Source organism: Pseudomonas alloputida, from assembly GCF_021283545.2.
GTDB classification, from domain to species: domain Bacteria; phylum Pseudomonadota; class Gammaproteobacteria; order Pseudomonadales; family Pseudomonadaceae; genus Aquipseudomonas; species Aquipseudomonas alloputida.
This window is the reverse complement of sequence record NZ_CP128540.1, coordinates 5,223,532-5,245,945: the sequence shown is the minus strand read 5'-3', so window position 1 is coordinate 5,245,945 and position 22,414 is coordinate 5,223,532. Positions and strand designations below refer to the sequence as shown.

General features: G+C 61.6%; 16 protein-coding genes. 6 read left to right on the top strand and 10 right to left on the bottom strand.

The annotated features are described in order from the left end of the window. Nucleotides 1-213: 213 nt before the first annotated feature. The 3 genes from LU682_RS24375 to bglX all read right to left on the bottom strand — a co-directional run bounded on the left by LU682_RS24375 (nt 214) and on the right by bglX (nt 5,721). Nucleotides 214-1,548: a sigma-54-dependent transcriptional regulator gene (locus tag LU682_RS24375; protein WP_010952509.1), complete on the bottom strand. Its 1,335-nt coding sequence runs from the start codon at nt 1,546-1,548 to the stop codon at nt 214-216. Further along, on the bottom strand, nt 1,542-3,299 hold the full coding sequence (locus LU682_RS24370; RefSeq protein WP_010952510.1) for a sensor histidine kinase: 1,758 nt from the start codon (nt 3,297-3,299) through the stop codon (nt 1,542-1,544). The genes LU682_RS24375 and LU682_RS24370 overlap by 7 nt, the downstream gene beginning before the upstream one ends. A 130-nt stretch (nt 3,300-3,429) precedes the next feature. Beyond that, complete coding sequence (bglX, locus tag LU682_RS24365) at nt 3,430-5,721, bottom strand: beta-glucosidase BglX (RefSeq protein WP_060494942.1); 2,292 nt, start codon at nt 5,719-5,721, stop codon at nt 3,430-3,432. Nucleotides 5,722-5,907: 186 nt separating this feature from the next. On the opposite strand from bglX, the gene LU682_RS24360 reads away from it, so the two are divergent. Together LU682_RS24360 and LU682_RS24355 are read left to right on the top strand one after the other, a co-directional pair. Then, nucleotides 5,908-6,525, top strand: coding sequence for a TPM domain-containing protein (locus LU682_RS24360; RefSeq protein WP_010952512.1), 618 nt, complete (start codon nt 5,908-5,910; stop codon nt 6,523-6,525). A gap of 166 nt (nt 6,526-6,691) precedes the next feature. After that, on the top strand, nt 6,692-7,906 hold the full coding sequence (locus LU682_RS24355; RefSeq protein WP_014754346.1) for a class I SAM-dependent methyltransferase: 1,215 nt from the start codon (nt 6,692-6,694) through the stop codon (nt 7,904-7,906). A 32-nt stretch (nt 7,907-7,938) separates the two neighbouring features. Here the strand turns inward: LU682_RS24355 and LU682_RS24350 are convergent, their stop codons facing one another. From LU682_RS24350 to LU682_RS24340, 3 genes are all read right to left on the bottom strand, one after another. Beyond that, complete coding sequence (locus LU682_RS24350; RefSeq protein WP_010952514.1) at nt 7,939-8,949, bottom strand: DUF4917 family protein; 1,011 nt, start codon at nt 8,947-8,949, stop codon at nt 7,939-7,941. Between the two features lie 132 nt (nt 8,950-9,081). Beyond that, nucleotides 9,082-10,788 (bottom strand): SulP family inorganic anion transporter, encoded by a 1,707-nt coding sequence (locus LU682_RS24345; protein WP_010952515.1) that lies wholly within the window; start codon nt 10,786-10,788, stop codon nt 9,082-9,084. A gap of 375 nt (nt 10,789-11,163) precedes the next feature. Further along, on the bottom strand, nt 11,164-11,805 hold the full coding sequence (locus LU682_RS24340) for a substrate-binding domain-containing protein (protein ID WP_003158902.1): 642 nt from the start codon (nt 11,803-11,805) through the stop codon (nt 11,164-11,166). Between the two features lie 106 nt (nt 11,806-11,911). Between LU682_RS24340 and LU682_RS24335 the strand changes: the two genes are divergently transcribed. Further along, nucleotides 11,912-12,232 (top strand): helix-turn-helix domain-containing protein, encoded by a 321-nt coding sequence (locus LU682_RS24335; RefSeq protein ID WP_023464294.1) that lies wholly within the window; start codon nt 11,912-11,914, stop codon nt 12,230-12,232. Nucleotides 12,233-12,330: 98 nt separating this feature from the next. Here LU682_RS24335 and LU682_RS24330 read toward each other — a convergent pair whose 3' ends face one another. The 4 genes from LU682_RS24330 to LU682_RS24315 form a co-directional block, all read right to left on the bottom strand. Continuing rightward, nucleotides 12,331-14,679 (bottom strand): S8 family peptidase, encoded by a 2,349-nt coding sequence (locus LU682_RS24330; protein WP_176031468.1) that lies wholly within the window; start codon nt 14,677-14,679, stop codon nt 12,331-12,333. A 139-nt stretch (nt 14,680-14,818) separates the two neighbouring features. After that, on the bottom strand, nt 14,819-15,850 hold the full coding sequence (locus LU682_RS24325) for an AAA family ATPase (protein ID WP_003158906.1): 1,032 nt from the start codon (nt 15,848-15,850) through the stop codon (nt 14,819-14,821). Further along, nucleotides 15,843-16,160: a helix-turn-helix domain-containing protein gene (locus tag LU682_RS24320; RefSeq protein WP_023464296.1), complete on the bottom strand. Its 318-nt coding sequence runs from the start codon at nt 16,158-16,160 to the stop codon at nt 15,843-15,845. The genes LU682_RS24325 and LU682_RS24320 overlap by 8 nt, the downstream gene beginning before the upstream one ends. Before the next feature lie 134 nt (nt 16,161-16,294). Further along, the gene (locus tag LU682_RS24315) at nt 16,295-17,185 is read right to left on the bottom strand and encodes a LysR family transcriptional regulator (RefSeq protein ID WP_003158908.1); all 891 of its coding nucleotides are present in this window, start codon (nt 17,183-17,185) and stop codon (nt 16,295-16,297) included. Nucleotides 17,186-17,464: 279 nt separating this feature from the next. Here LU682_RS24315 and LU682_RS24310 point away from each other — a divergent pair, with 279 nt between their 5' ends. From LU682_RS24310 to LU682_RS24300, 3 genes are read left to right on the top strand one after another with little or no spacing between them, the layout of a single operon-like run. Further along, nucleotides 17,465-18,373, top strand: a complete 909-nt coding sequence (locus tag LU682_RS24310) for a WYL domain-containing transcriptional regulator (protein WP_003158909.1) — start codon at nt 17,465-17,467, stop codon at nt 18,371-18,373. 12 nt (nt 18,374-18,385) lie between these two features. Then, nucleotides 18,386-21,607, top strand: a complete 3,222-nt coding sequence (locus tag LU682_RS24305) for a helicase-related protein (protein ID WP_003160812.1) — start codon at nt 18,386-18,388, stop codon at nt 21,605-21,607. Beyond that, complete coding sequence (locus tag LU682_RS24300; RefSeq protein ID WP_003158911.1) at nt 21,604-22,410, top strand: DUF4391 domain-containing protein; 807 nt, start codon at nt 21,604-21,606, stop codon at nt 22,408-22,410. The genes LU682_RS24305 and LU682_RS24300 overlap by 4 nt, the downstream gene beginning before the upstream one ends. The last annotated feature ends 4 nt before the right edge of the window (nt 22,411-22,414 follow it).

Sequence of the window (22,414 nt, the reverse complement as noted above, 5' to 3'; positions counted from 1 at the left end):
CGCAGCTTGCCAAGGCAATTGCAGAAGGTGTGCCAAATGGGTGCGGGCTGATTCATTTGAGGGCATCAAATAGCCCGAGCCGGCATAGCGGTGGGTGTTGCGCCGCCCTTTGCAGGAGCGGTCCTGACCGCGAAGGGCTGCAAAGCAGTCCAAAACCTTGAGCTTATGAGCGGTTTTTTGCCTATCAGGTGCAGGTCATAAGCGGATTTCCGCTCATGCCTGCCCAATAAAATCCTCGCGCACCAGCCCATGCCGTTGCATCTTCTCGTTAAGCGTGCGCCGAGGCAGTTGCAAGGCCTCCATCACCGACTTGATCTCGCCCCCATGCTGACGCAAGGCCGCACGCAGGCATTGCGCCTCGAATGCTTCCATCTGCTCGCCCAGCGACTGCCCGGCAGGTGCCACCTCGATATTTGGCGAACCCAGCCCCAACGCATGCCGCTCCGCCGCATTGGCCAGTTCACGCACGTTGCCAGGCCAGTCATGTGACAGCAGCTGCGCCAGCTGTGCACCCGATAGCGGCGGGGCCGCGCGACCAAGCTTTTCACCGGCAGCACGGGCAAAGTGTTCGAACAGCAGCGGAATGTCCTCCCGCCGCTCGCGCAGCGGTGCCAGGCGCAATTCGGCGACGTTCAGGCGGTAGGCCAGGTCTTCGCGGAAGCGCCCGGCACGAGCCTCCTCGAGCAGGTCAGGCTTGGTCGCAGCAATGATGCGCAGGTCGACGCTGATGCTCTGGTTTGCCCCCAGGCGCTCCAACTTCTGCTCCTGTATCACCCGCAACAGCTTGGCCTGTTGGGCCAGGGGCATGCTCTCGATTTCGTCGAGGAACACGGTGCCACCGTTGGCATACTCCAGCTTGCCGATGCGTTTACCCTGGGCGCCCGTGAAGGCGCCGCTCTCATGGCCGAACAGTTCGGCCTCGAACAGCGACTCGGGGATGGCCGCGCAGTTAAGGGCTACAAAGGGCTTGGCGGCACGGGGGCCGAAGTCGTGCAGGCAGCGGGCCACCCGCTCCTTGCCACTGCCGGTTTCACCGCGGATCAACACGTTCACCGGCAGGCCGGCCAGGTCCAGCACTTGCCGGCGCAGCTGTTGCAGGCCCTGGGACATGCCCAGCAGCGTGCCTTCCAGGCGTGACTTGAGGTCGGCCTGCTCGTGGAGCCGGCGGTTCTCAAGCACCAGCTGGCGTTTTTCAAGGGCGCGGCGCAGGCTGCCCAGCAAGTCTTGCGGCGTGAAGGGTTTTTCCAGGAAGTCATAGGCCCCGCTGCGCATGGCTTCTACCGCCATCGGTACATCACCGTGACCGGTCAGCAGAATTACGGGCAGGTCGGGGTCGTTCGCCTGCAGGCGTTCGAGCAATTGCAGGCCATCCATGCCCGGCATGCGCACATCGCTGATGATCACCCCAGGGAAGTGCTGCGGCAGGTGTGCCAGGCACGCTTCGGCGCGAGCGAACAACTCCACGCTGAAGCCAGACAGGCTCAGCCATTGCTCGACAGCAGTGCGGATACTAGCTTCATCATCGACGACGATCACCGAATTCAACATACAGGCTCCAGGTCACGGGGCAGGGTAAGGCTCAGGCGCGCGCCGCCAGGCAGGTTTTCGGCCCGCAGCTGGCCGCCGGCCTCGTGGACGATGCCGTAGGAAATGGCCAGGCCCAGCCCTAGCCCTTCCCCCACCGGTTTGGTGGTGAAGAACGGGTCGAAGACCTTGGCCAGGTCGGCTTCGGCAATGCCGCCACCCGAGTCGAGCACACTCAGGCGCCATAGGTCCTCGTCGGGTTCGATGCGGATCTCCAGGCGTTTGTAACGCTTGTCGAGCATGGCGTCGAGTGCATTGTGCAGGAGGTTTATCAGCACCTGCTCCAGGCGGATGGCATCGCCGCGTACCCAGGCTGGGCGTGCCAGGTACAGAGCCACTTCCACTTCCTCGTTGCGAAGGCGCGCTTCCAGCAGATGCAAGGCCTGGTCGACTACGGTTGCCAGGTCAAGGCGTTCGCGCAGGCCCATCGGGCTGTTGCGGGCAAAGGTTTTCAGGTGGCTGGTAAGTGCTGCCATGCGCGTGAGCATCTGTTCCAGTGGCTCCAGCGCTTGCCGCGCTTCGTCATGGCGACCATGGTCAAGCAGCAGGCGCAGGGTTTCCAGCTGCATACGTTGGGTGGTCAGCGGTTGGTTGATTTCGTGGGCCATGGCCGCCGACATCTGCCCGAGTGCGGCCAGCTTGGCTGATTGCACCAGGCCTTCCTGGGCAGTGCGCAGCTCGCGGGTGCGCTCCTCGACCTGGCGTTCGAGTTCTTGCCGGCTGCGCTGGCGCAGGCGTGCCAGGCGCAGGCGTTGGCTGACGAAAAGGGCGGCGAACACCAGGCTCAGCCAGACGGCGGCGGCGCCAAGCGCGGCATTACGGCCGTCGGCAGCGACCTGCGGTTTGCGCAGCAGGTGCAAGGTCCAGTTTTCGCCTTCCAACGGCAGGCTTTCCCACAGGTACTCGGTACTACCCTCGGGGCCTTGCACGCGGCTAAGGGTGCTGTAGGGGGCAAACCGCGTCAGCACCTGATGGTGTAGCGGCACCAGCGGTTGCTTGTCGTACTGGCGGGTTTCGGCCAGATCGGCACGGTCGGCGCCACTGAGCGGCTGAAGTTCGCGGTAGCGCCAGCCATCCTGGTTTGCGATGAAAGTGATGCCGCGGGCGTCGCTGACCAACAGGATATCGTTGCCCTGTCGCCATTCGCGTTCCAGCTCGGGGAACTCCAGCTTCACCACCATGGCGCCAAGGAATCGGCCGTGCTCGTCGTTCACCGCGCTGGCGAGGAAGTAGCCCGGCACGCCACTGGTCACGCCCACGGCATAGAAGCGGCCACTGCCCTGGCTGCGGGTTTGCTTGAAGTAGGGGCGGAAACCGTAGTTGGAGCCGACGTAGCTGCTGGGCAGCCGCCAGTTGCTGGCGGCAATGGCCAGCCCGGTGCGGTCGAGCAGCTCGAGGGTGGAGGAATTGGCGGCGCCATTGATGCGTTCGAGCTTGAGGTTCAGGGCGTTCTGAACCTTTTCGTCGACCGGGCCGCGCAAGGCTGCGATCAGCTCCGGGTCCAGCGCCAGCACGGCGGGGAGGGCACGGTAGCGATCGATCAGGGTGTGCAGTGCGTTGGCGTACAGGCCCAGTTGCTGGCTGGCACGCTTGGCGTCGTCTTCCATGGCCTGGCGCTTGGCCTGGTGCATGGCCCAGCCGGCGCTGAGTGCGGTACCCAGCACGATCAGCAGGGTGATCAGCCCCAGACGCAGGGCGCGAAAGGAAAAGGGCATCGGGGGCGGATCCGGTGGTGGGATGTCGGGGCCTGCCTCTTCGCGGGTAAACCCGCGCCTACAGGTACTCTGCAGCACCTGTAGGCGCGGTTTTACCCGCGAAAAGGCCGGAACAGGCGGCCTTTTTCAGTCAAAGCAATTCAAAGCTCTGCTGCTGCACCGCCTGGGAATCCAGCCCTACCTGGACATTGAACTCCCCTGGTTCGGCAACCCGCTGCAACTGGCCATTGTAGAACTTCAGGTCGTCCTCGCTGATGCGGAAGGTCAACGTGCGGGTTTCACCCGGTTCAAGCATCAGCTTCTGGAAGTTTTTCAGCTCTTTCACTGGGCGGCTCATCGACGCCGACACATCCTGCAGGTACAGCTGCACCACCGTCTCGCCTGCAACCTTGCCGGTGTTCTTGACCGTTACCTTGGCATCCAGCGTATCGCCGCGCTTGAGATCCTTGCTCGACAGGTTCAGGCCTGACAGCTCGAAGCTGCTGTAGCTCAAGCCATAGCCGAACGGATAAAGCGGCCCGTTGGGTTCTTCGAAGTATTGCGAGGTGTAGTTGCCCGGCTTGCCCGGCGTGAACGGCCGGCCGATGCGGGTGTGGTTGTAGTACATCGGGATCTGCCCCACCGACCGTGGGAAGGTAATGGCCAGCTTGCCGGAGGGGTTGTAGTCGCCAAACAGCACGTCGGCGATGGCATTGCCGCCTTCGGTGCCGGCGAACCAGGTTTCCAGGATGGCGTCGGCCTGCTCGCGCTCCCAGCTGATCGACAGCGGCCGGCCGTTCATCAGCACCAGCACCAGCGGTTTGCCGGTGGCCTTGAGCGCCTTGATCAGCTCGCGCTGGCTGGCCGGGATCTCCAGGGTGGTGCGGCTCGACGACTCGTGGGACATGCCGCGGGACTCGCCGACCACTGCGACCACGACGTCGGATTGCTTGGCTGCCTTGATTGCTTCATCGATCAGCACCGCAGGCGGGCGTGGGTCGTCGACGATTTCCGGGGCATCGAAGTTGAGGAAGTTCAGGTAATCGAAGATCGCCTTGTCGCCCGTGACGTTGGAGCCTTTGGCGTAGACCAGCTTGGCCTTGCCTTCCACGGCGCGGCGCAAGCCTTCGCGCACGGTCACCGAGTGGACGGGTTTACCGTCGGCGGCCCAGCTGCCCATCATGTCGATCGGAGCATCGGCCAGCGGGCCGACCAAGGCAATGGTGCCGGCCTTTTTCAGCGGCAGGGTCTGGTTGCGGTTTTCCAGCAGCACCAGGCTGCGGCGTGCCACGTCGCGCGCAGCTTCGCGGTGCAGGCGGTCGTTGCCGTAGTAGTCCTTCAGATCGGTTTCGGCCTTGCCGATGCGCACGTACGGGTCCTTGAACAGGCCCATGTCGTACTTGGCACCCAGCACTTCACGCACCGCCTGGTCCAGCTCGCGCTGGGTCACCTCGCCGGACTTCAGCAGGCCCGGCAGCTCTTCGCCGTACAGGGTATCGTTCATGCTCATGTCGATGCCGGCCTTGATCGCCAGCTTGGCGGCTTCACGGCCGTCACGGGCGACGCCGTGGCGAATCAGCTCCTGGATGGCACCGTGGTCGCTGATGGTCACGCCCTTGAAGCCCCACTCCTTGCGCAGCAGGTCGTTCATCAGCCAGGTGTTGGAGGTGGCCGGTACGCCGTTGATCGAGTTCAGCGCCACCATCACGCCACCGGCACCCGCATCGAGCGCGGCGCGATAGGGTGGCAGGTAGTCGTTGTACATTTTCGGCAGGCTCATATCGACCGTGTTGTAGTCGCGCCCGCCTTCCACGGCGCCATACAAGGCGAAATGCTTGACGATGGCCATGATGCTGTCGGGGTTGGCCGGGCTGTTGCCCTGGAACGAGCGCACCATTACCTGGCCGATTCTCGAAGTCAGGTAGGTGTCTTCGCCGAAACCTTCGCTTGTGCGGCCCCAGCGCGGGTCACGGGCGATATCCACCATTGGCGCGAACGTCATGTCCAGGGCGTCGGCCGAGGCTTCGATCGCGGCGGTGCGGCCGACCTTGGCGACGGCCTCCATGTCCCAGGTCGCGGCCATGCCCAGGCCGATCGGGAAGATGGTGCGCTCGCCGTGGACGGTGTCGTAGGCGAAGAACATCGGGATCTTCAGGCGGCTGCGCATGGCCGCGTCCTGCATCGGCCGGTTTTCGGGGGCAGTGCGTGAGTTGAAGGTGCCACCGATACGGCCGGCGGCGATTTCCTCGCGGATCTTGTCGCGGGGCATTTCCGGGCCGATGCTGATCAGGCGCAACTGGCCGATTTTTTCGGCTTCGGTCATCTGGCTGATCAGATGCTCGATAAAGGCCTGCTTGTCCTGTAGGGGCGGGGCGGTGGGGGCGGCGAGGGCCGCCTGACTGGCAAGGCCCATGGCCAGGCCCAGCAAAGACAGTTTCATCATCAATTCCGTTTTGGGGCCTCTGCCGTATCCACGGTGATACGTGCGCGACCGAAGTTTTCAGGCGGCTATTGTTGTACGATTTGCAGGCAATTCTTCCAGCGGCGGATTATGCCTGAATATGTCGCCTGCGGATGAAGCCCCGAATGCCGGGATAACAACTATAAGAACGCTCAAGAGACCGACGGCATGACCCCCTTCGACGAATACCATCAGCGGCAGATTGCCGAAGCCATTGCCCGTGCCGAACGGCATACCGATGCCGAACTGGTGACGGTGCTTGCCCGTCGTGCCGACGATTATGCGTATTGGCCGTTGTTGTGTGCCGCCGTGCTGGCACTGACCGTGCCCGGTCTGTTGCACTGGCTGGCGGCTTGGCCCAGCGTGCGTGGCGTGCTGATGGGCAACGTGCTGCTGTTCGTCGTTTTGTGCCTGCTGCTGCGCAACCCACGCCTGGCCGACTGGCTGATCCCCCGTGCCTTGCGCCGCTGGCGTGCCTCGCGCCTGGCTCAGCAGCAGTTTCGCGAGCAGAATCTGCAGCGCACAGCAGGCGCCACGGGCGTGCTGATTTTCGTCAGCGAGGCGGAGCGGCATGTGGAGATCCTGGTCGATCGGGGTATCGAGCACTGCCTGGATGCCGAAGCCCGTGCGGCCATCGGTGCCCGCTTGGCCGAGCAGGTGCGCCAGGGCCGTACCTTGCAGGGCTTTGTCGAGTGCATCGAAGCGTGTGGCGAGCTGCTTAGCCAGCACGTGCCGCCAACCCATGCACGCAACGAGTTGCCCAACCGCTTGGTGATTCTCGACTGAAGGAGCGTCCAGCCTTGCTGGATTTCCTGTGGGCACAGGCTTGCCTTGGAAACAGGCGACAGGGTGTCTGGCACCGGCTTTGCCGGTGTTCGCGGGCAAGCCCGCTCCCACAGGGTGCTTGGGGCACGTTAGAATAGGCGTTCCGCTTCCCAAGGCCCCCTTTTTCATGTCCGCCAGTACTTCTGCCTCTTGCGCGCCGGATGCGCGCGCTCAGTTTCTCGACCTGCTGAACGCCGCCCTGCACGGCGAAACCCTGGTCAAGCTGGTGCTGGCGCGCCATGTCGGTGCCGACCAGACCTTGCAACGGATCATTGCCAAGCCGCTGCAGGTCAAGGGCCAGCCGTGCCTGTCGCTGGTCTACCGCCACCAGACCCGCGACATCACCCGCAACCTGCCGCTGGACCAGGCCCAGGTGCTGGTTGCCGAACTGCTGCCGGACAGCTTCCGCAATGCCCACCTGTTCGATGCTGACGGCGAAGTGCAGCTGACCTTCAGCAAGAAGGGCAAACCGATGCTCCAGCGCCACGGTGCCCAGGCACCGCGCGTGGCCGATGCGGGCAGCGGGCATGACCGCGAGAAGAAGCGTTATCTGGAGCTGTCGCGGCCGTTTCTGCGCGACCTCGGTGTGACCGACGCACAAGGCGCACTGATCCCGTCCATGTCGCGCAAGTGGAAGCAGATCAACAAGTTCATCGAGGTTTTCGACCACGCCCTGGCCAATGCACCGGTGTCGACGGAACAGGCGCTGCGGGTGGCCGACTTCGGTTCGGGCAAGGGCTACCTGACTTTTGCCATGCATGACTACCTGCGCAACAGTTTGGGCCGCGACGCACAGGTCACCGGCGTGGAGCTGCGCCAGGACATGGTCGACCTGTGCAACGCCGCGGCCGCACGCCTCGACCACCCAGGCCTGGAGTTCCAGTGTGGTGATGTGCGCAGCGTGGTGCCTGAGGCCATCGAGGTGATGATCGCCTTGCATGCCTGTGACATCGCCACCGACTACGCCATCCACACTGGCATCCGCTGCAACGCCGCGATCATCATGTGCTCGCCGTGCTGCCACAAGCAGATCCGCCCGCAACTGCACAGCCCGGGGTTGCTGCAACCCATGCTGCAGTACGGCCTGCACCTGGGCCAGCAGGCCGAAATGCTGACCGACAGCCTGCGTGCGCTGTACCTGGAAGCCTGTGGCTATGAAACCAAGGTGTTCGAGTTCATTTCGCTGGAGCACACCAACAAGAACAAGATGATTCTTGCGGTGAAGCGGCGGCAGGCGGGAGATAACGGGGCGTTGCTGGAGAAGATTGCCCAGCTCAAGGCGTTCTATGGGGTGCAGGAGCATTGCCTGGAAACGTTGTTGCGCGCGGATGGGTTGCTCTGACGCCACCCACCGGCACGCCTCCGGGGATGCTGTCAGCGCCGAGCAGAGGGCACTTCGATAGCCAATGCTGCCTGCCCCAACGGGTGGGTGCTGGCATCGAAGAAATGCACCGCCGTCCCCGGCAAATCCCCGAAACGATCTGCAAAATGCTGCTTCTGATTGATCACCGAAGCCTCGCCCAGCGGCCGAATGGCAATGGATAGCTGTTGCGGACGGGCTTGGCGCACAGCGTCGAGCAGGTGCCGGTCACTGCTGTCCAGATGCTGTCCGAACAGGCATATCCCGTGGTTTTCCTGCGCCAGCTGCCCCAGGCACCAGCTCAGGTAGTCCGAGTTGCGGATAGCGCGCAGTTTTTCATCGCTGCGGTCTTCGTTGACGAAAAGCGGTACTTCACCCGGGATGTTCACGGCAAACCCATCGAGCAGTTCGGCACTTTCAGCGCTGCGCTGGCGGGTGGTGCCGTCGGGCAGCTTGAGCAGGTGCAGGCCGCCATGCAGGTGCAGCACCCGGGTGCCTTCGCTGCCGGTGCGTCGCACGTCGAAATAGCCTTGTTCGTCGAACAGTTCGGCGAAGCCACTCGGGGCGTGCTGCACGGCCCATGGCAGCAGCAGGTCGTAGTTGCTGGTGTAGACGCTTCGATAGCCGCGCAGCGCCTGATTGAGGGTTGCCAGTGTGGCCTTCGGCATCAGCGGCCAGGGCAGATGCACCGTGCGCACGGCGTGAATCAACGCTTCCTTGATCGAGTAGTAGCGGTTCAGCGGTGCGGTGGAGTTGATGGCCAGGGCGGCATTGGTCCGCACGGTGGTGTTGAGGGCGCTGAGCACCGGCTCGAACAGTTCCGTGGCCAAGGACTTGAACAGTGCCTGGTCGCTGACCGCCAGGCCTTTCTTGCGGCCTGCGCGTTGCGCTTGCTCGAACAGCGAGAAGTAGCCGAACGGCTTCCATACTGCGCGGCTGGCGCCATTGCCCAGCAGCAGGGCGTCGCAGGGGTGGCGGGCGGCAAGTTCTGGCCAGGGGGTAAGGGTGGCATCAAGTGCGGGCATGCTGGATCCGTTGGGTGGTGCGGGGAACGGGGCGACTTTAGCATGTCATGCGAGGTGTGCGAGGGTTGGTGTCAAGGCGAGGTTTTGTGTTGCCTGTGCTGGCCCTTTCGCGGGTGAACAGGATGAAAGCCGCTAACCCTGTTCGGTCACTTGCACACTGCGGTTTCGGTTGCGCCACACGCGGTACGCACGAATCCCCGCGCGTACCGAGCCGAATAGCAGTTTTTCTTCCATGTCCCGCGCCATCCCCGAGCGCACCAGCATGCGCAGGAAAGTGCCACGGGCGCGGGCGATGGCGAAGAGGATGCCTTGAGCCGCCAGGGTGTCACGCACTTCGCGCAGGGCGGCGATGCCGCTGACATCAATGCTGGTTACCGCTTCGGCATCGAATAGCACGGCTTTAGGCTGGTCCTGGCTTTGCACGGCTTCTAGCAGGCGCATCTTGAAGTAGTCGGCATTGAAGAACAGGATGGCGTCGTCGAAGCGGTACACCACCAGGCCAGGTACGGTGCGGGCGTCTTTGAACTTGCGGATGTCCACCTGGCCTTCGGTGCCCGGCAGCCAGCCCAGTACGGCATCGGTGGGTTGGTAGATGCTGTAAAGCAGGCGCAGGATCGCCAGGGTCACGGCAAACACGATGCCGGGCAGCACGCCCAGGCTCAGTACGCCCGCCGTGGTCAGCAGGCACAGCCAGAACTCGAAGCGGCTTAGACGCCGGATATGCCCCAGCGATTTGATGTCGATCAGCCCCCAGCCCGCCATCAGCAGCACGGCGCCCAGCGCAGCCTGCGGGATCCAGGCCATGGGCGCGGTGAAGAACAGCAGGATCAGGGCAATCACCAGTGCCGCGATGATGCCTACCAGCTGGCTTTTGCCACCGACCATGTCGTTGACTGCAGTGCGCGAGTCGGCACCGCTGATGGCAAAGCCCTGGGAAACCCCGGCCGCCAGGTTGCTCACGCCCAGGGCGACGAATTCGTGGTTGGCGTTGATCGCATAGCCATGCCGGGCGGCAAAGCTGCGTGCGGTAAGCATGGCGCTGCAGAAGCTGACGGTGGCGATACCCAGGGCGTCGCGCAGCAGGCTCTTCATTTCCGCCAGGTTGCTGTGTGGCCAGGCCAGTTGCGGGATGCCTGCAGGTACCGGCCCAAGGACGGCAACGCCGAAGCGGTCGAGGCCGAACAGGCCAACCAGCAGCATGAACAGCGCCACTACCGTGAGGGCTGCGGGCAGGCGCGGGTAGCGCCGTGGCAGCCAGATGAGCAGGCCCAGGGCGGCCAGGCCGATGATCAATGTGACCCAGTGAATTTCCCCCAGGCGCTGGAAGAAGTTGATCAGGCTGAGGATGAAACCGTCGCCCTCGATCTTGAAGCCCACCACCTTGGACAGCTGCCCGGCGATCAGGCTCAGGCCGATACCGTTGAGGTAGCCGATCAGGATCGGCCGCGAGAAGAAGCTGGCGATGAACCCGGCCCGCGCCAGGCCCGCGGCAATCAGCATCACGCCGACCAGCACGGTGACGATCACCGACAGTTCGACGATGCGCTGCGGGTCACCCATGGCCAGCGGTGCCACGGCACCGGCGATCATCGCGCAGGTGGCGGCGTCGGGGCCGACCATCAGCTGGCGCGAGCTACCGATCAGCGCGTAGACCATCATCGGTAGCACACAGGCGTACAGGCCATATTGCGGCGGCAGCCCGACGATCTGCGCATAGGCAATGGCAATGGGAATCTGGATCGCGGCTACCGACAGGCCCGCTTGCAGATCGGCGTGGAACCATTCACGGCGGTAGTGCAGCAGGTTGGCAAGGCCCGGTAGCCAGCGGGAGAGAAACATGCGTTGTCCTTTCGAATAGTTTCACGAATCCAGTGAGCATATCCGCCACAAGCCGTTTCGCTTGCGCACGCAAAGGCCCGATGCGCATTGAAGCGGATCGGTGGGTAATTGGCCATGGGCCAGGTCAAGGCAGGATGAAAAACGAAAAAAGGAGCCAAGGCTCCTTTTGACTGCGATGACGTTGCTGGAACGCCATGCGGGACTGCGATGTGGAGCGGGTGATGGGAATCACCCAAGGCAGCCAACCCATTGATTAATAAAGATTTTTTCTGGTTATTAAAACCAGAAGTGGCCTCTGAATGTACCACATCACCCCTCTTGGCGAAAGGCATAAATCCACCGCCTTCTGCTGGCAGCTACCGACAGCCACTGCGATCAGGAAGGGAGCGCTTTTGCGATCTGCAGTGCCCTGCGCTCGAACCGTTCGGAAACAGGGTTCGCTTGCCCCTGGGGCCTATGCAGGTGCGCCACGATTTCGTAGGGGCCGTCGTCCAGTGGTCGCATGCTGACTCCCCATCCAGGGGCGTGCTTGATACGCGATTGTGCGGATACCCCGACACCGTAGCCGGCAGAAACCCATAGCGCCATCATCTCGAAGGAAGTCACGTACTGAAGGTTCTGCGGGTCAGCAGGCAGACGCGCGAGCAGCCGACGATCCAGCGAAGAACAGGTCTCAGCCTCCCAGCGAAAGATCGGATAGTTCTGGAGGTCGGCGATGGTGAGCGATGCCTGCTCAAGCAAGGGAAGCCTCAGCGGTATCGCAACGGCCATGTGCTCAATCCACAAGGGCTGGGTTTCCAGGGCCGGATCGCTCGCTCCTTGAAGCGACATTCCCACGTCGTAGCGGCCTTCACGAAGCCCATCAAGCAGCTCGTCACCTGCCACTTCAAAGAACGTGATGCTGACCTCGGGTTCTTCCGCTCGTTGCAGCGCGAGCAGCGCCGAGAGCTGAGATGACGATACGCCTGGCGCAATCGCAAGCCTGAGGTGGGCGGGTTGGCTGGTGATGTTGTCCACGGAGAACCTACAGAAGCGACGAAGCAGGTCAAGGGCAAACCAGCATCATAGTAAAGAGAGAAGTTTAACGTCTATATGTTTAACGTGGTTAATTTAAGAGGATTGTTTGACGCTTCTGTTGATGCAGAAGCTTACTATTCAGCCAGGTCGTCCACCTGGCACACCCACATATGAATCCGAACCAGCATTAGCTTTCGGGCGGGCCGTGCGTGCCGCTCGCGTCGCGCAGGGGGTCGCTCAAGACGATTTTGCGTATCAGGCGGGAATATCGCGTTCGCACATGGGCAAGATCGAACGCGGGGAGCATGTGCCGACGCTGCCTTTGATACTGAAAATCGCTGCCGCACTCGGGATAAGCGCCAGCGAATTGATGGCCGCGACTGAAAAGAACCTCAGCGCGGGCAGTGAGCCGCAAGATTCGGCATAGCGGTCGTAAGTGTCTTTTCGGATATTGGCAGCGCAAGCTGTCGCAGCCAACGGCGCCGGGCGGGTGCTTAGCCCGACAGCGGAACACTGGAATGCCTCTTACGTATCGACAACCACAACATTAGCCACAGGGATTTTCTGGGAAATAGCAGCGTAAAGATCAACGTCCGTCTGCTGGGTCTGAATGGATACCACCAAGCTATATCGCGCCGGCAGGCCATAACGTTCCAGCGCAGGCCGTGTCCGCCACCACCCAGCCGAAGGATACACAGCAATGAAGCCACGGCTGGCCAAGTCAGCCGCCGTACCTTTCCAGACATCCTGATGCAGCGAACCACGATGCCGCTGCCGTTCGCCCAACAGCCAATTGGGATCTGAGGGGTTCACAGGGTCACCCTCATCCTCGCGCTGCGCTGCCGCATTCACCCGTGCGACAAAATGCTCGGTGGATGCATCCAGCGGACGCTGCACATCGAATCGCAGGCGATGCGAAGGGTAGTGATACTTCGAGGCCACACCACGTGCCGAAGGATTGGGTTCGATGAAGTAGGAGAGCGTGACACGCATCTCGACGGGCGTGTCCTGCAATGCCTCCAACTCATCCTTCGGCCAAGGCAAGGAATGCAAATTCATGTCGCGCGTCACGACCTTGCCTGAAACCTTCGCGTAAGGCTGTACCACGTCCTCAACCAGCAAGGTCAGCGAGTCTCCCGCGCTCCATAGTGCCCGGTTCAAATCCGGGACTCCCCAGCCGCAATGGCGAATCAAGTGAACGTAATCGTCCTTGTTCGGCACCACGGGCAGGAACATCCCGCGCATGGCCTCGCTCCATTGCGCAGAATGCACCAGCAACGCACGCACGGTTTCCGGCCGGAGGTGCGGATAGGCCGCCATGATCTGAGCCACCATTCCCGCACACAATGCCGACGCGGCACTGGTGGCGTTGCTGGTGGTGAACAGGCGATCCAGCGGCTGGTTGTGGGTCGTCAGCAAGTTCAGGCTGGCCATACCGACCGCACCCAGTTCATCCTTGGCCGTATTGCCTCCTTCCAGCACAACCTCGGGCTTCAACGGCCATGCCCGATCCCACGTTCTGGTTGTCGTCGTGAAGGGGCTGAGGCCGCCGGCTTCGGCGACGGGGCTCAAGGAAGGATGACCTTCCGTGTCGATCTTGTCAGTACAAGCACCCACCGTGATTGCGTTCCATGCCTGGCCGGGGTCATGCACGAGATTGGTGGAAAGGCTATCGGGATATCCAGCCCACGCATTGGGGTCGCGCGTGTTGCCGGCGGACAGCACGAACAGGCGCGGACTTTCACCAGCCCCATCGGTATCCGCAGCAAGGCCATCGACAGCAGCAGACCACGAGGAAGGACGGCCACGGTCACGGTAGTCCGAAGCCGTCACCGCCGAAGCAAACACGCGCGACCGATTCGGCGCAGAGATTTCAGGCCGCGCGACGCCTTCCGTGAAAAGATAAGCGTGGTGGCGCGCATCACCTTCATTCGCACCTTCCGCCGGTATCAGCTTCACCGACTCCAGTCGATGAGGGACATTGATTGAATCAGCAGAGGCCAGAGCATCCGTGAGATCGCCATAGGCAGCCAAGCCCGCCAGGCCGGTGCCATGATCAGCCTCATCATCCACGCCCCAGGCCGGCTCCACGGTATGCAAATCGCTCGCATCCATCAAAGGCGCCAAGAGCGGATGCGCACGAGTCACTCCGGAATCCAACAGGCAGACGCGGGGAGCCGTATCGTCCGACGGCTGCAACCGGGCACGACGCAGCAAGTCGTCCGCCCACGCCTGCTGCTCGCGTACGCCCATGCCATCGAAGAACTCAGCAGTCTCCTTGGCATAGCGAAGTTCAGCCACACAGTTCAGCGTCATCACCGACCGCGAGAACTGCTGCTGCGATCCATACATCAACAGCACCGTGCGTTCGGGGAAATTGACCTGCTTGTCACTGACGACACATTCCGCCAATCGAGCAAGTTTCTTGAAGTCCTCTACAACGATTTGCCGCTGTCCCGCCCCTCGAACCGGAAGCCAGACCTCCCACCAGAAGGCGGTCGCGAGATCGTCAGGCAGCAATTCGGGGGCGTCAGTCCACAGAGCCCTGATTTCTGCTGCCCGGATGGATTCGATGGCATCGATCAGCTTGCGGTGATCTCGCGCCTTGCCGTTACGATCCTTTTTCTCTTCGAGGTAGTCGGAAATGTATTTCTCGAAATGCGCCAGCTTTCCATCAGGGACAAAGACATTGGCGAAGGTCCGGTTGCCCTCGTGACGAACACTGAGAAGCTCAATCCTCTTGCGAGCATCCGCCAAGCTCTCGAACGCCAGCTCAACATCCGGTTGACTGGAAAACTGGATTTGCAAGCCAAGGCCACTTTCCAGTTGCAGTTCCCCTTGAACTCGCACCGCCTCTGCCACAGCAGGCTTCAAGATCTCGATTTGTGCTCGGAGGGACGCACTCTGTTGCGGCCGAGGCAAGGCCGGTACGTTTTGCGTTGGGCCACCGCCCGGAGAATGTGCGGTAAACCCGACGGTCTTTGATGTATTTCGAAGAATGAAGTGTGGGCGTTTAGCTTGTGGCTGATCCGGCATGGTTCGGTACGGCCTTCTTGTGATTCATTCTGAAGCTTAATTTGCGGCGCTCATCGAGAGCGCGTGTCAGCATATCCACCTTCACACACGCCTCGTCGTGCATCACCGCTTCCTTGATGGACTCATCCACTGCACGTTTAATCTCTGCGTAGCTCAAACCCTCCGCTCTGCTTGTAAGCGCCTTGAGTGGAAAAGGTTTGGGCGCGAACTTCCCAAGCCGCGACTGGATCAGCCTGGCGGCTTGCGGCGCACCTGGAAACCGATACTCGATCACATCATCAAACCGGCGGAAAAGTGCGTAGTCAAGGATCTCCACATGGTTCGTCGCTGCGACGATCAGGCTATGGGATTGATCGCTTTCAATCATTTGCAGAAAGCTGTTCAGTACCCGCCGAATCTCACCCACGTCATTGGCCAGCCCTCTTTGCGAGCCGATGGCATCGAACTCATCAAAGAAGTAAACACCCCGCACATCATTGATGGCATCGAATATTTGACGCAGCTTGGCGGCGGTCTCTCCCATGAACTTGGTAATCAGGGCATCCAGCCGAACAGAAAACAGCGGGATACCCAGTTCACCGGCCAGCACAGAGGCCGTCATCGTTTTGCCGGTGCCAGGCGGGCCGACCAGCAACAATTTACGTCTCGGCGACAGGCCATGCTCGCGGATACGCGAATGGTGCTTCTGTTCCTTCATGATGCGGCCAAGCTGTTCGGCCATCTCCGCATCGAGCACCATGTCCGACAGTCGATTCTTTGGGTAGGACACCGTCAGCAAGTTCGCCAGTTCACCGCGTGGACGGGCCAATGGCACCAGTTTGCCCTCGGTGCCATGCGATGAGACACGGGCTTTCGCCGCGTCGATCATGTCGCGCAGTTCTTCGGCAAGCTTGCCATGCCCCACCTTGGCTTCACGAGCCGCGACCTGCATGGCGACGGAATAGAAGTGCTGGTCATCCCGCTCGATATGGGATTTCACCAACGCCTTGAGTTGTTCGGCATTAGCCATAGTGGCCTCCCACCTGCGCTGTCATGTTGGCCGATGCTCCCAGTGATGCCAGCGCAGACTGCATTAACTGATCGGCGACGTGCTCGTCTATCGCACCCAGTTCGCTTTGGTCGGCAGCCAGAACGAACAGCAGGCCGACAGGCACATGCAATGCCTCGGCAATTCTTGTAACCGTCGAAAGTGTCGGGTCGCGCTTATTGTTCTCAAGCATCGACAAGTACGACACGGAGCAATTGGCTCGGTTCGCAATGGTGCTTTGAGAGACGCCCCGTTGCGTTCGGCACAGTCGAATGGCTTGTCCAACATTCATGGCGCTTGCTTTCTCACGGGTTGCGACGAGCGTAAGTACCCTGGAATTTTACCACCAGTGAACATTATTGACGAGACTTCTCCTCCGGATACCGCACTGGCAGGCTTCAGGCAGCCAGTCCTGGCCGCTGCGGATCAATCGTCCGAGTGCGCGCGCAGGCGCGCGATGAATCGTTCCACCGACACCGGCGAGTCCTCGCCGGCGGGCCGTAGCAAGTAGGTCGTGATGACTGCGGAATCCATGGCCAGAGGGCGGATCACCACGTCGGGGCGCAGGCTCGCCGCGATCCTGGTTTCGGTGATGAAGCCTACCCCGTAGCCGGCACCGACCAGGGTGAGCATCATGTCCAATGACGACACGTGCTCGGCGACGTCGGGTGGACGCTCCAAAGGCCGCAGCAGCCGCGCCAGTTCACGATGGTAGCCTTCGCATGCCTGCGGGTCACATAAGACCAGTGGGTAGATCGCAAGCTGATGCAGCGGAACAGCCTTGTGTGAAAGTAAAGGATGCCGGGCGGGCACGGCTACCACCAGCGGATCGTGCCAGAGTGGCTCGGTAACGATGTCGTCGCCGACTTCCGCCGTGTGCGCAAACCCGATCGAGAAGTCACCTGAGCGCAAACCACGCAACTGATCGGCCAACGGCACTTCGGACAGGCGAATCTCGATCTCCGGCTCTTCCTCGCGGCAGCGGGCCAGGAGGGCCGACAGCCTGGGATCGATTGCACCGTCGGATACGGCAATGCGAAGGCTTCCGCTCAGGCCCGCAGCGACCGCCTGTACGTTCTCCTGAGCCTGTTTGAGGACGGCGAACACTCTGCGCACATCTTGCAGGAACGTTGCTCCCGCCTCGGTCAGTACCGTGCCTCGGCGGTTGCGCTCGAAGAGCACCACACCCAGATCATCCTCAAGCTCTTTGATGGCGCGGGACAAGGGTGGCTGTTCGATATGCAGGCGCTCTGCGGCCCGTGTGAAGTGCAGCTCTTCTGCGAGAGCCACAAAGCAGCGAAGGTGTCGCAGTTCCATGGGTCGTGCTCCTGTTCCGTATCAGCGATCTATTCGCACCAGCTCTCGTCCGCAGTGACCTGCTGGATGCACGTCCAGTCCACGTCACTCCTGGCGCGCTGCGCTGGACTGAAGCGCCTGCCAGTCCACGCCGGATCACTCATTTGCGCCTCAAAAATGGTTATCATAATACAGCTAACTAGTGAATCAACTTAGATTTATAGACGTCTTTCCACACAGACCATATACTTTCTGCAGAAATTTACACGAGCATTCGCTAACCCGAACGAGCCAGTCAGGATGCCCCACCAACAGCTTGCCGATCTCACCCAGCCACAGCGTGACCGCCTCGCGTTCGTGGAATTGCGTCTGCGCTTCATTGGGGAGATGCGCCGCCAGGACTTGGTCGCGCGTTTTGGTATCCAGTCCGCTGCCGCGTCCAGGGATCTGGCGCTGTACAAGGACTTGGCTCCGGGCAATATCGACTACGACGGCAAAGGCAAGTTCTACGTCCTGGGTTCGAGCTTCCAGCCGATCTTCGATTTCCCACCCGAGCGGGTGTTGTCGTGGCTGACCCAGGGGTTTGGCGACGGTGAACCGATGCACATCAAGGCGTGGGTGGCCAGCGAGAGCCCGTCCCGGCTCACTCACCCTGACCTGGCAATCTTGGCGAGCGTCACTCGGGCCATTCATTACGAGTGCCCGCTCGGCATCGAGTACCACTCCATCTCAAGCGGTCGCACGGAGCGCGAGATCGTTCCGTTTGCGCTGATCGACAACGGTCTGCGCTGGCACGTTCGCGCGTTCGACCGCAAATCCCAGGATTTCCGGGATTTCGTCATCACCCGGATCAGACGCCCTGTCGTGCTCAAGGGCCAGCCAGTGGCGGCTCACGAGATGAGCGATCAGGACATTCAGTGGACACGGATCGTCGAGCTGGAACTGGTTCCCCATCCGGACCAGCCCCGGCCAGAGATCACCGAAATGGACTACGGCATGCAGGGCGGCGTGCTGCGGATGAAGCTGCGTGCAGCCACGGCCGGGTACATCCTGCGCAAATGGAGTGTCGATTGTTCCCCCGACCATAGCCTGCGCGGCCCCGAGTACCGGCTTTGGTTGAAAGACCACCTTGCCATCTACGGTGTGCGCAATGCTGTGCTGGCGCCGGGATATGCATCGCCAAGTACAGAGGCGTCGATAGACGACTGAACGGGAACGACCATGAAGCTGATCCACAACACCGGTTCGCAGCGCGTCATCGATTTGATCCGCCCTCATCTCAAGCGTGGCAATCAGCTCGGTTGCGTGACGCCTTCGTTCTCTCTTTACGCCTTCGCTGAAGTCCGAGAGGCTCTGTCCACCCTGGAACGGGTCCAATTGATTGTGCCTCCCGACGATGCGGTGCTTGAACTCCTTGGTTCGGAAGGTGACCGTGCCGCGCGCAATCGTCTGCAGGCACGCTGGTTGGCCAATCAGTGCGCGAAGTGGATCAGTGAGAAGGTTGATCTGCGGCGGGCATCAAGATCAGTGCCTCAAGGTGCAGCAGTCATGCGCAGGCTCGATGGAACGCCTGAACAAGTGGTGCTGGGGTCGTTCGCCTTCAGCACATCAGGCCTTGGCCTGACGCCAGGCAACCCATTGAGCTTGATTCAGGCATCGGAATCTGCTGACGAGGCCGCGCAGCTTGCCCAATGGTTCGATCACCAGTGGGCAAATCTGCAAAGCGTTTCTGCCACCGATTCGGAGGACAAGAGCAAAGGGCGTGATGCCGTTCTCGAAGCGCTGCGAGCCCTTGGTGAGCACCGCGACCCGTTCACCATCTACACATTGATGTTGCATCACCTGTTTCGTGACAGTGGCGACGAGATGGATGAAGAGCGCATCGTCAAGTCCGCCACCGGCATTCGCAATACCGTGGTGTGGAAGAAGCTCTTCAAGTTCCAGCGCGACGGCGTGGTGGGCGCGATCGACAAACTCAACCGCTTTGGCGGCTGCATCATTGCCGACAGTGTCGGCTTAGGCAAAACCTTCGAAGCCCTGGCCATCATCAAGTACCACGAACTGCGCAACGACCGCGTGCTGGTGCTGGCGCCCAAGCGCCTGCGCGATAACTGGACGCTTTACAAGGCCAACGACAAGCGCAACGTCCTTGCAGGCGACCGTTTCAACTACGACGTCCTCAACCACACCGACCTGTCACGCGATGGCGGCACATCCGGCGATATCGATCTGTCGCATGTGAATTGGGGCAACTACGACCTGGTGGTGATCGACGAATCGCACAACTTCCGCAACAAGGCCACCCACAAAGGCAAGGAGTCGCGCTACGACCGCCTGATGCGGCGGATCATCCGCGAAGGCGTCAAGACCCGCGTGCTGATGCTCTCGGCCACACCGGTCAACAACCGCCTGGCCGACCTGCGCAACCAGATTGCCTTTGCCACCGAAGGCGATGACACCGCCCTGATGGAGCACGGCATCGCCAGCATCGAGGCCACGACCCGCAAGGCGCAGGCGCAGTTCAACCGCTGGCTGGCGCTGGACGAAGCTGAAAAAACACCGACCCGGCTGGTGGAGATGCTGGGTTTCGACTACTTCACCTTGCTGGACCATCTCACCATCGCCCGCTCTCGGCGGCACGTGGAGAAATACTACGGCACCAGCGAGACAGGCCGCTTCCCGGATCGCCTGCCACCGATCAACATCAAGGCCGACGTTGACCTTGCGGGCGAGTTCCGCGCCATCCGCGACATCAATCAGGAAATCCGCCGACTCACCTTGGCCAGTTATGCGCCGCTGCGCTATGTCCTGCCCCACAAACAGGAAGCCTACGACGCCAAGTACAGCACGCAGATTCGCGGCGGAGAAAGCTTCTTCCGCCAAGCGGACCGCGAAGAAAGCCTGATTCATCTCCTGCGTGTGAACGTGCTCAAACGCATGGAAAGCGCCGTTTCTTCCTTCACCCTGACACTGCAAAGGCAGCTCAAGGACGTGGAGGCCACGCTGGGCCGCATTGAGTCGCATGCCGATGCACTGGAGGAAATCGACATTGCCGACGTCGATATCGACGACCCCGCGTTCGAGTCCTTGTTGGTCGGGCGCAAAGTCAAGGTGCTGCTGGATGACGTGGATCTGATCCGCTGGAAGCAGGATCTGCTGGAAGACCGCAACCGCCTGGCAACCCTGCTGGCGGCTGCCAAACAAATCGATGCCGCCCGCGACGCCAAGCTGACCGCACTGCGCGACTTGATCCAACGCAAGTGCCACGATCCGATCAACCCCGGCAACCGCAAGATCATCGTGTTCACTGCTTTTTCCGATACGGCGCACTATCTCTATGCGCAGCTCGCTCCCTGGGCCAAAAGCACGTTGGGTGTCGATGCTGCGCTGGTCACCGGGAGCGCCGGCATACAGACCACCTTGCCCGGTCTGCGCAAAGGCATGAGCGATGTGCTGTCGGCATTTGCGCCGCGCGCCAAGGAGCGCCCGGCCGAACTGGCCGCTGAAGGCGAGATTGACTTGTTGATCGCCACCGACTGCATTTCCGAAGGGCAGAACCTGCAAGACTGCGACTGGCTGATCAACTACGACATCCACTGGAACCCGGTGCGCATCATCCAGCGCTTCGGACGCATCGACCGCATCGGCTCGCCCAACCAGCGCATCCAGCTCGTGAACTTCTGGCCCAACATGGAGTTGGAGGAATACATCAACCTGGAACAGCGCGTCAGCGGTCGCATGGTGCTGCTCGATGTCTCGGCCACAGGGGAAGAAAACCTGATCGAGCAACAATCCGGCAACGCCATGAACGATCTGGAATACCGGCGCAAGCAGTTGCTCAAATTGCAGGACACCGTCATCGACATGGAAGACCTGTCCACCGGCGTGTCGATCACCGACCTCACCCTGACCGACTTCCGCATCGATCTGGCGCAATATCTGAAGGCGCACCCCGGCAAGCTCGACACCCAGCCCCTTGGAGCCTATGCGGTGACCACGACACTGGATGCCGATATTCCCCCCGGCGTGATCTTCTGCTTGCAAGCCTGCGGCCCGGCAGCAAAGCCCGCCGCATCGTCCGACTACCCGCTCGCGCCGCACTACCTGGTGCATGTCGGCGATGACGGAACCGTATTGCTGCCTTACCCCCAGGCCAAACGCATCCTGGACCGCCTCAAGCGCCTTTCGCTGGGGCGCGAACGACCTGATGAAAGTGCCTGCGCGCGGTTCGACAAGGCCACCAAAGGGGGCGAAGACATGCGCCATGCCCAGAAGCTGCTCGCGGCGGCAGTGGCATCCGTCGCCGGCAAGCACGAGGAACGGGCCGTGGCCAGTCTATTCACGCCCGGCGGCACGCACGCCATGAAAGGCGAATTCGCCGGCAGCGGTGATTTTGAGGTGGTGGCATTCCTGGTGGTGCTGCCGGAAAGGGAGGCAGCATGACGGTCATCGACGCGCACGCCGTTATCCAGGCATTGGGCCTGCCCGACAGTTGCCGGGTAGAGCAGCGCGTCCCCAAGAAACTGCTGTTGGAGAATGGTGTGCCTACGGCGTCCGACAAACGCTTGATCACCGATGCCATTGAAGAAATCCAGTGGTTCGCCGCGCTCAAGCCCAACACCATCGGCGTGCCTGACTACCGGGACGCGCAGCGCGAGTACCTTGAGATCGCAGTGCTGGTTGTGACCTTGCGGGGTACCGTCAAACCCGCCAGTTGCTCGCGGCTGGCTGAACTGGTGCACCGTGCGGTGCCTTATCCGGTGCTGTTGCTGTTGGTTGAAGGACAAACGGTGGCCTTGTCCCTGGCCCACAAGCGCTGGGCGCAGAACGAGGCCAGCAAAGTGGTGCTCGACGGCAGCCTTACGTTGGCCTTGCTATCCCACGCAACCGCCAATGCCACGGCGACCGATGCCGCAGCACGCTCCGAAGCCGAGCATGCCTTCGTGCAATCCCTGTCGATTGCACACCAGCCCCAGACCTCGTTGCACGCCCTCTATCAAGGCTGGATGGATTGCGTGCAGGCCCTGCAGGCTGCGCGGCGGACAGGAAACTACCGAACCACGGCAACGCCGGAGCAGGCGGCGGCGCGTCGGCAGGCGCTGGCCGATTGCGAGCGGCTTGAAGGCGAGATCAGCCGCCTGCGGGCACAAGGCGCGAAGGAAAAGCAGATGGCACGCCAAGTCGAAATCAATCTCCAATTAAAAGCACTGTTGGCCGAGCGTCAGCAGATCGCTCAATATCTCTGAGGAA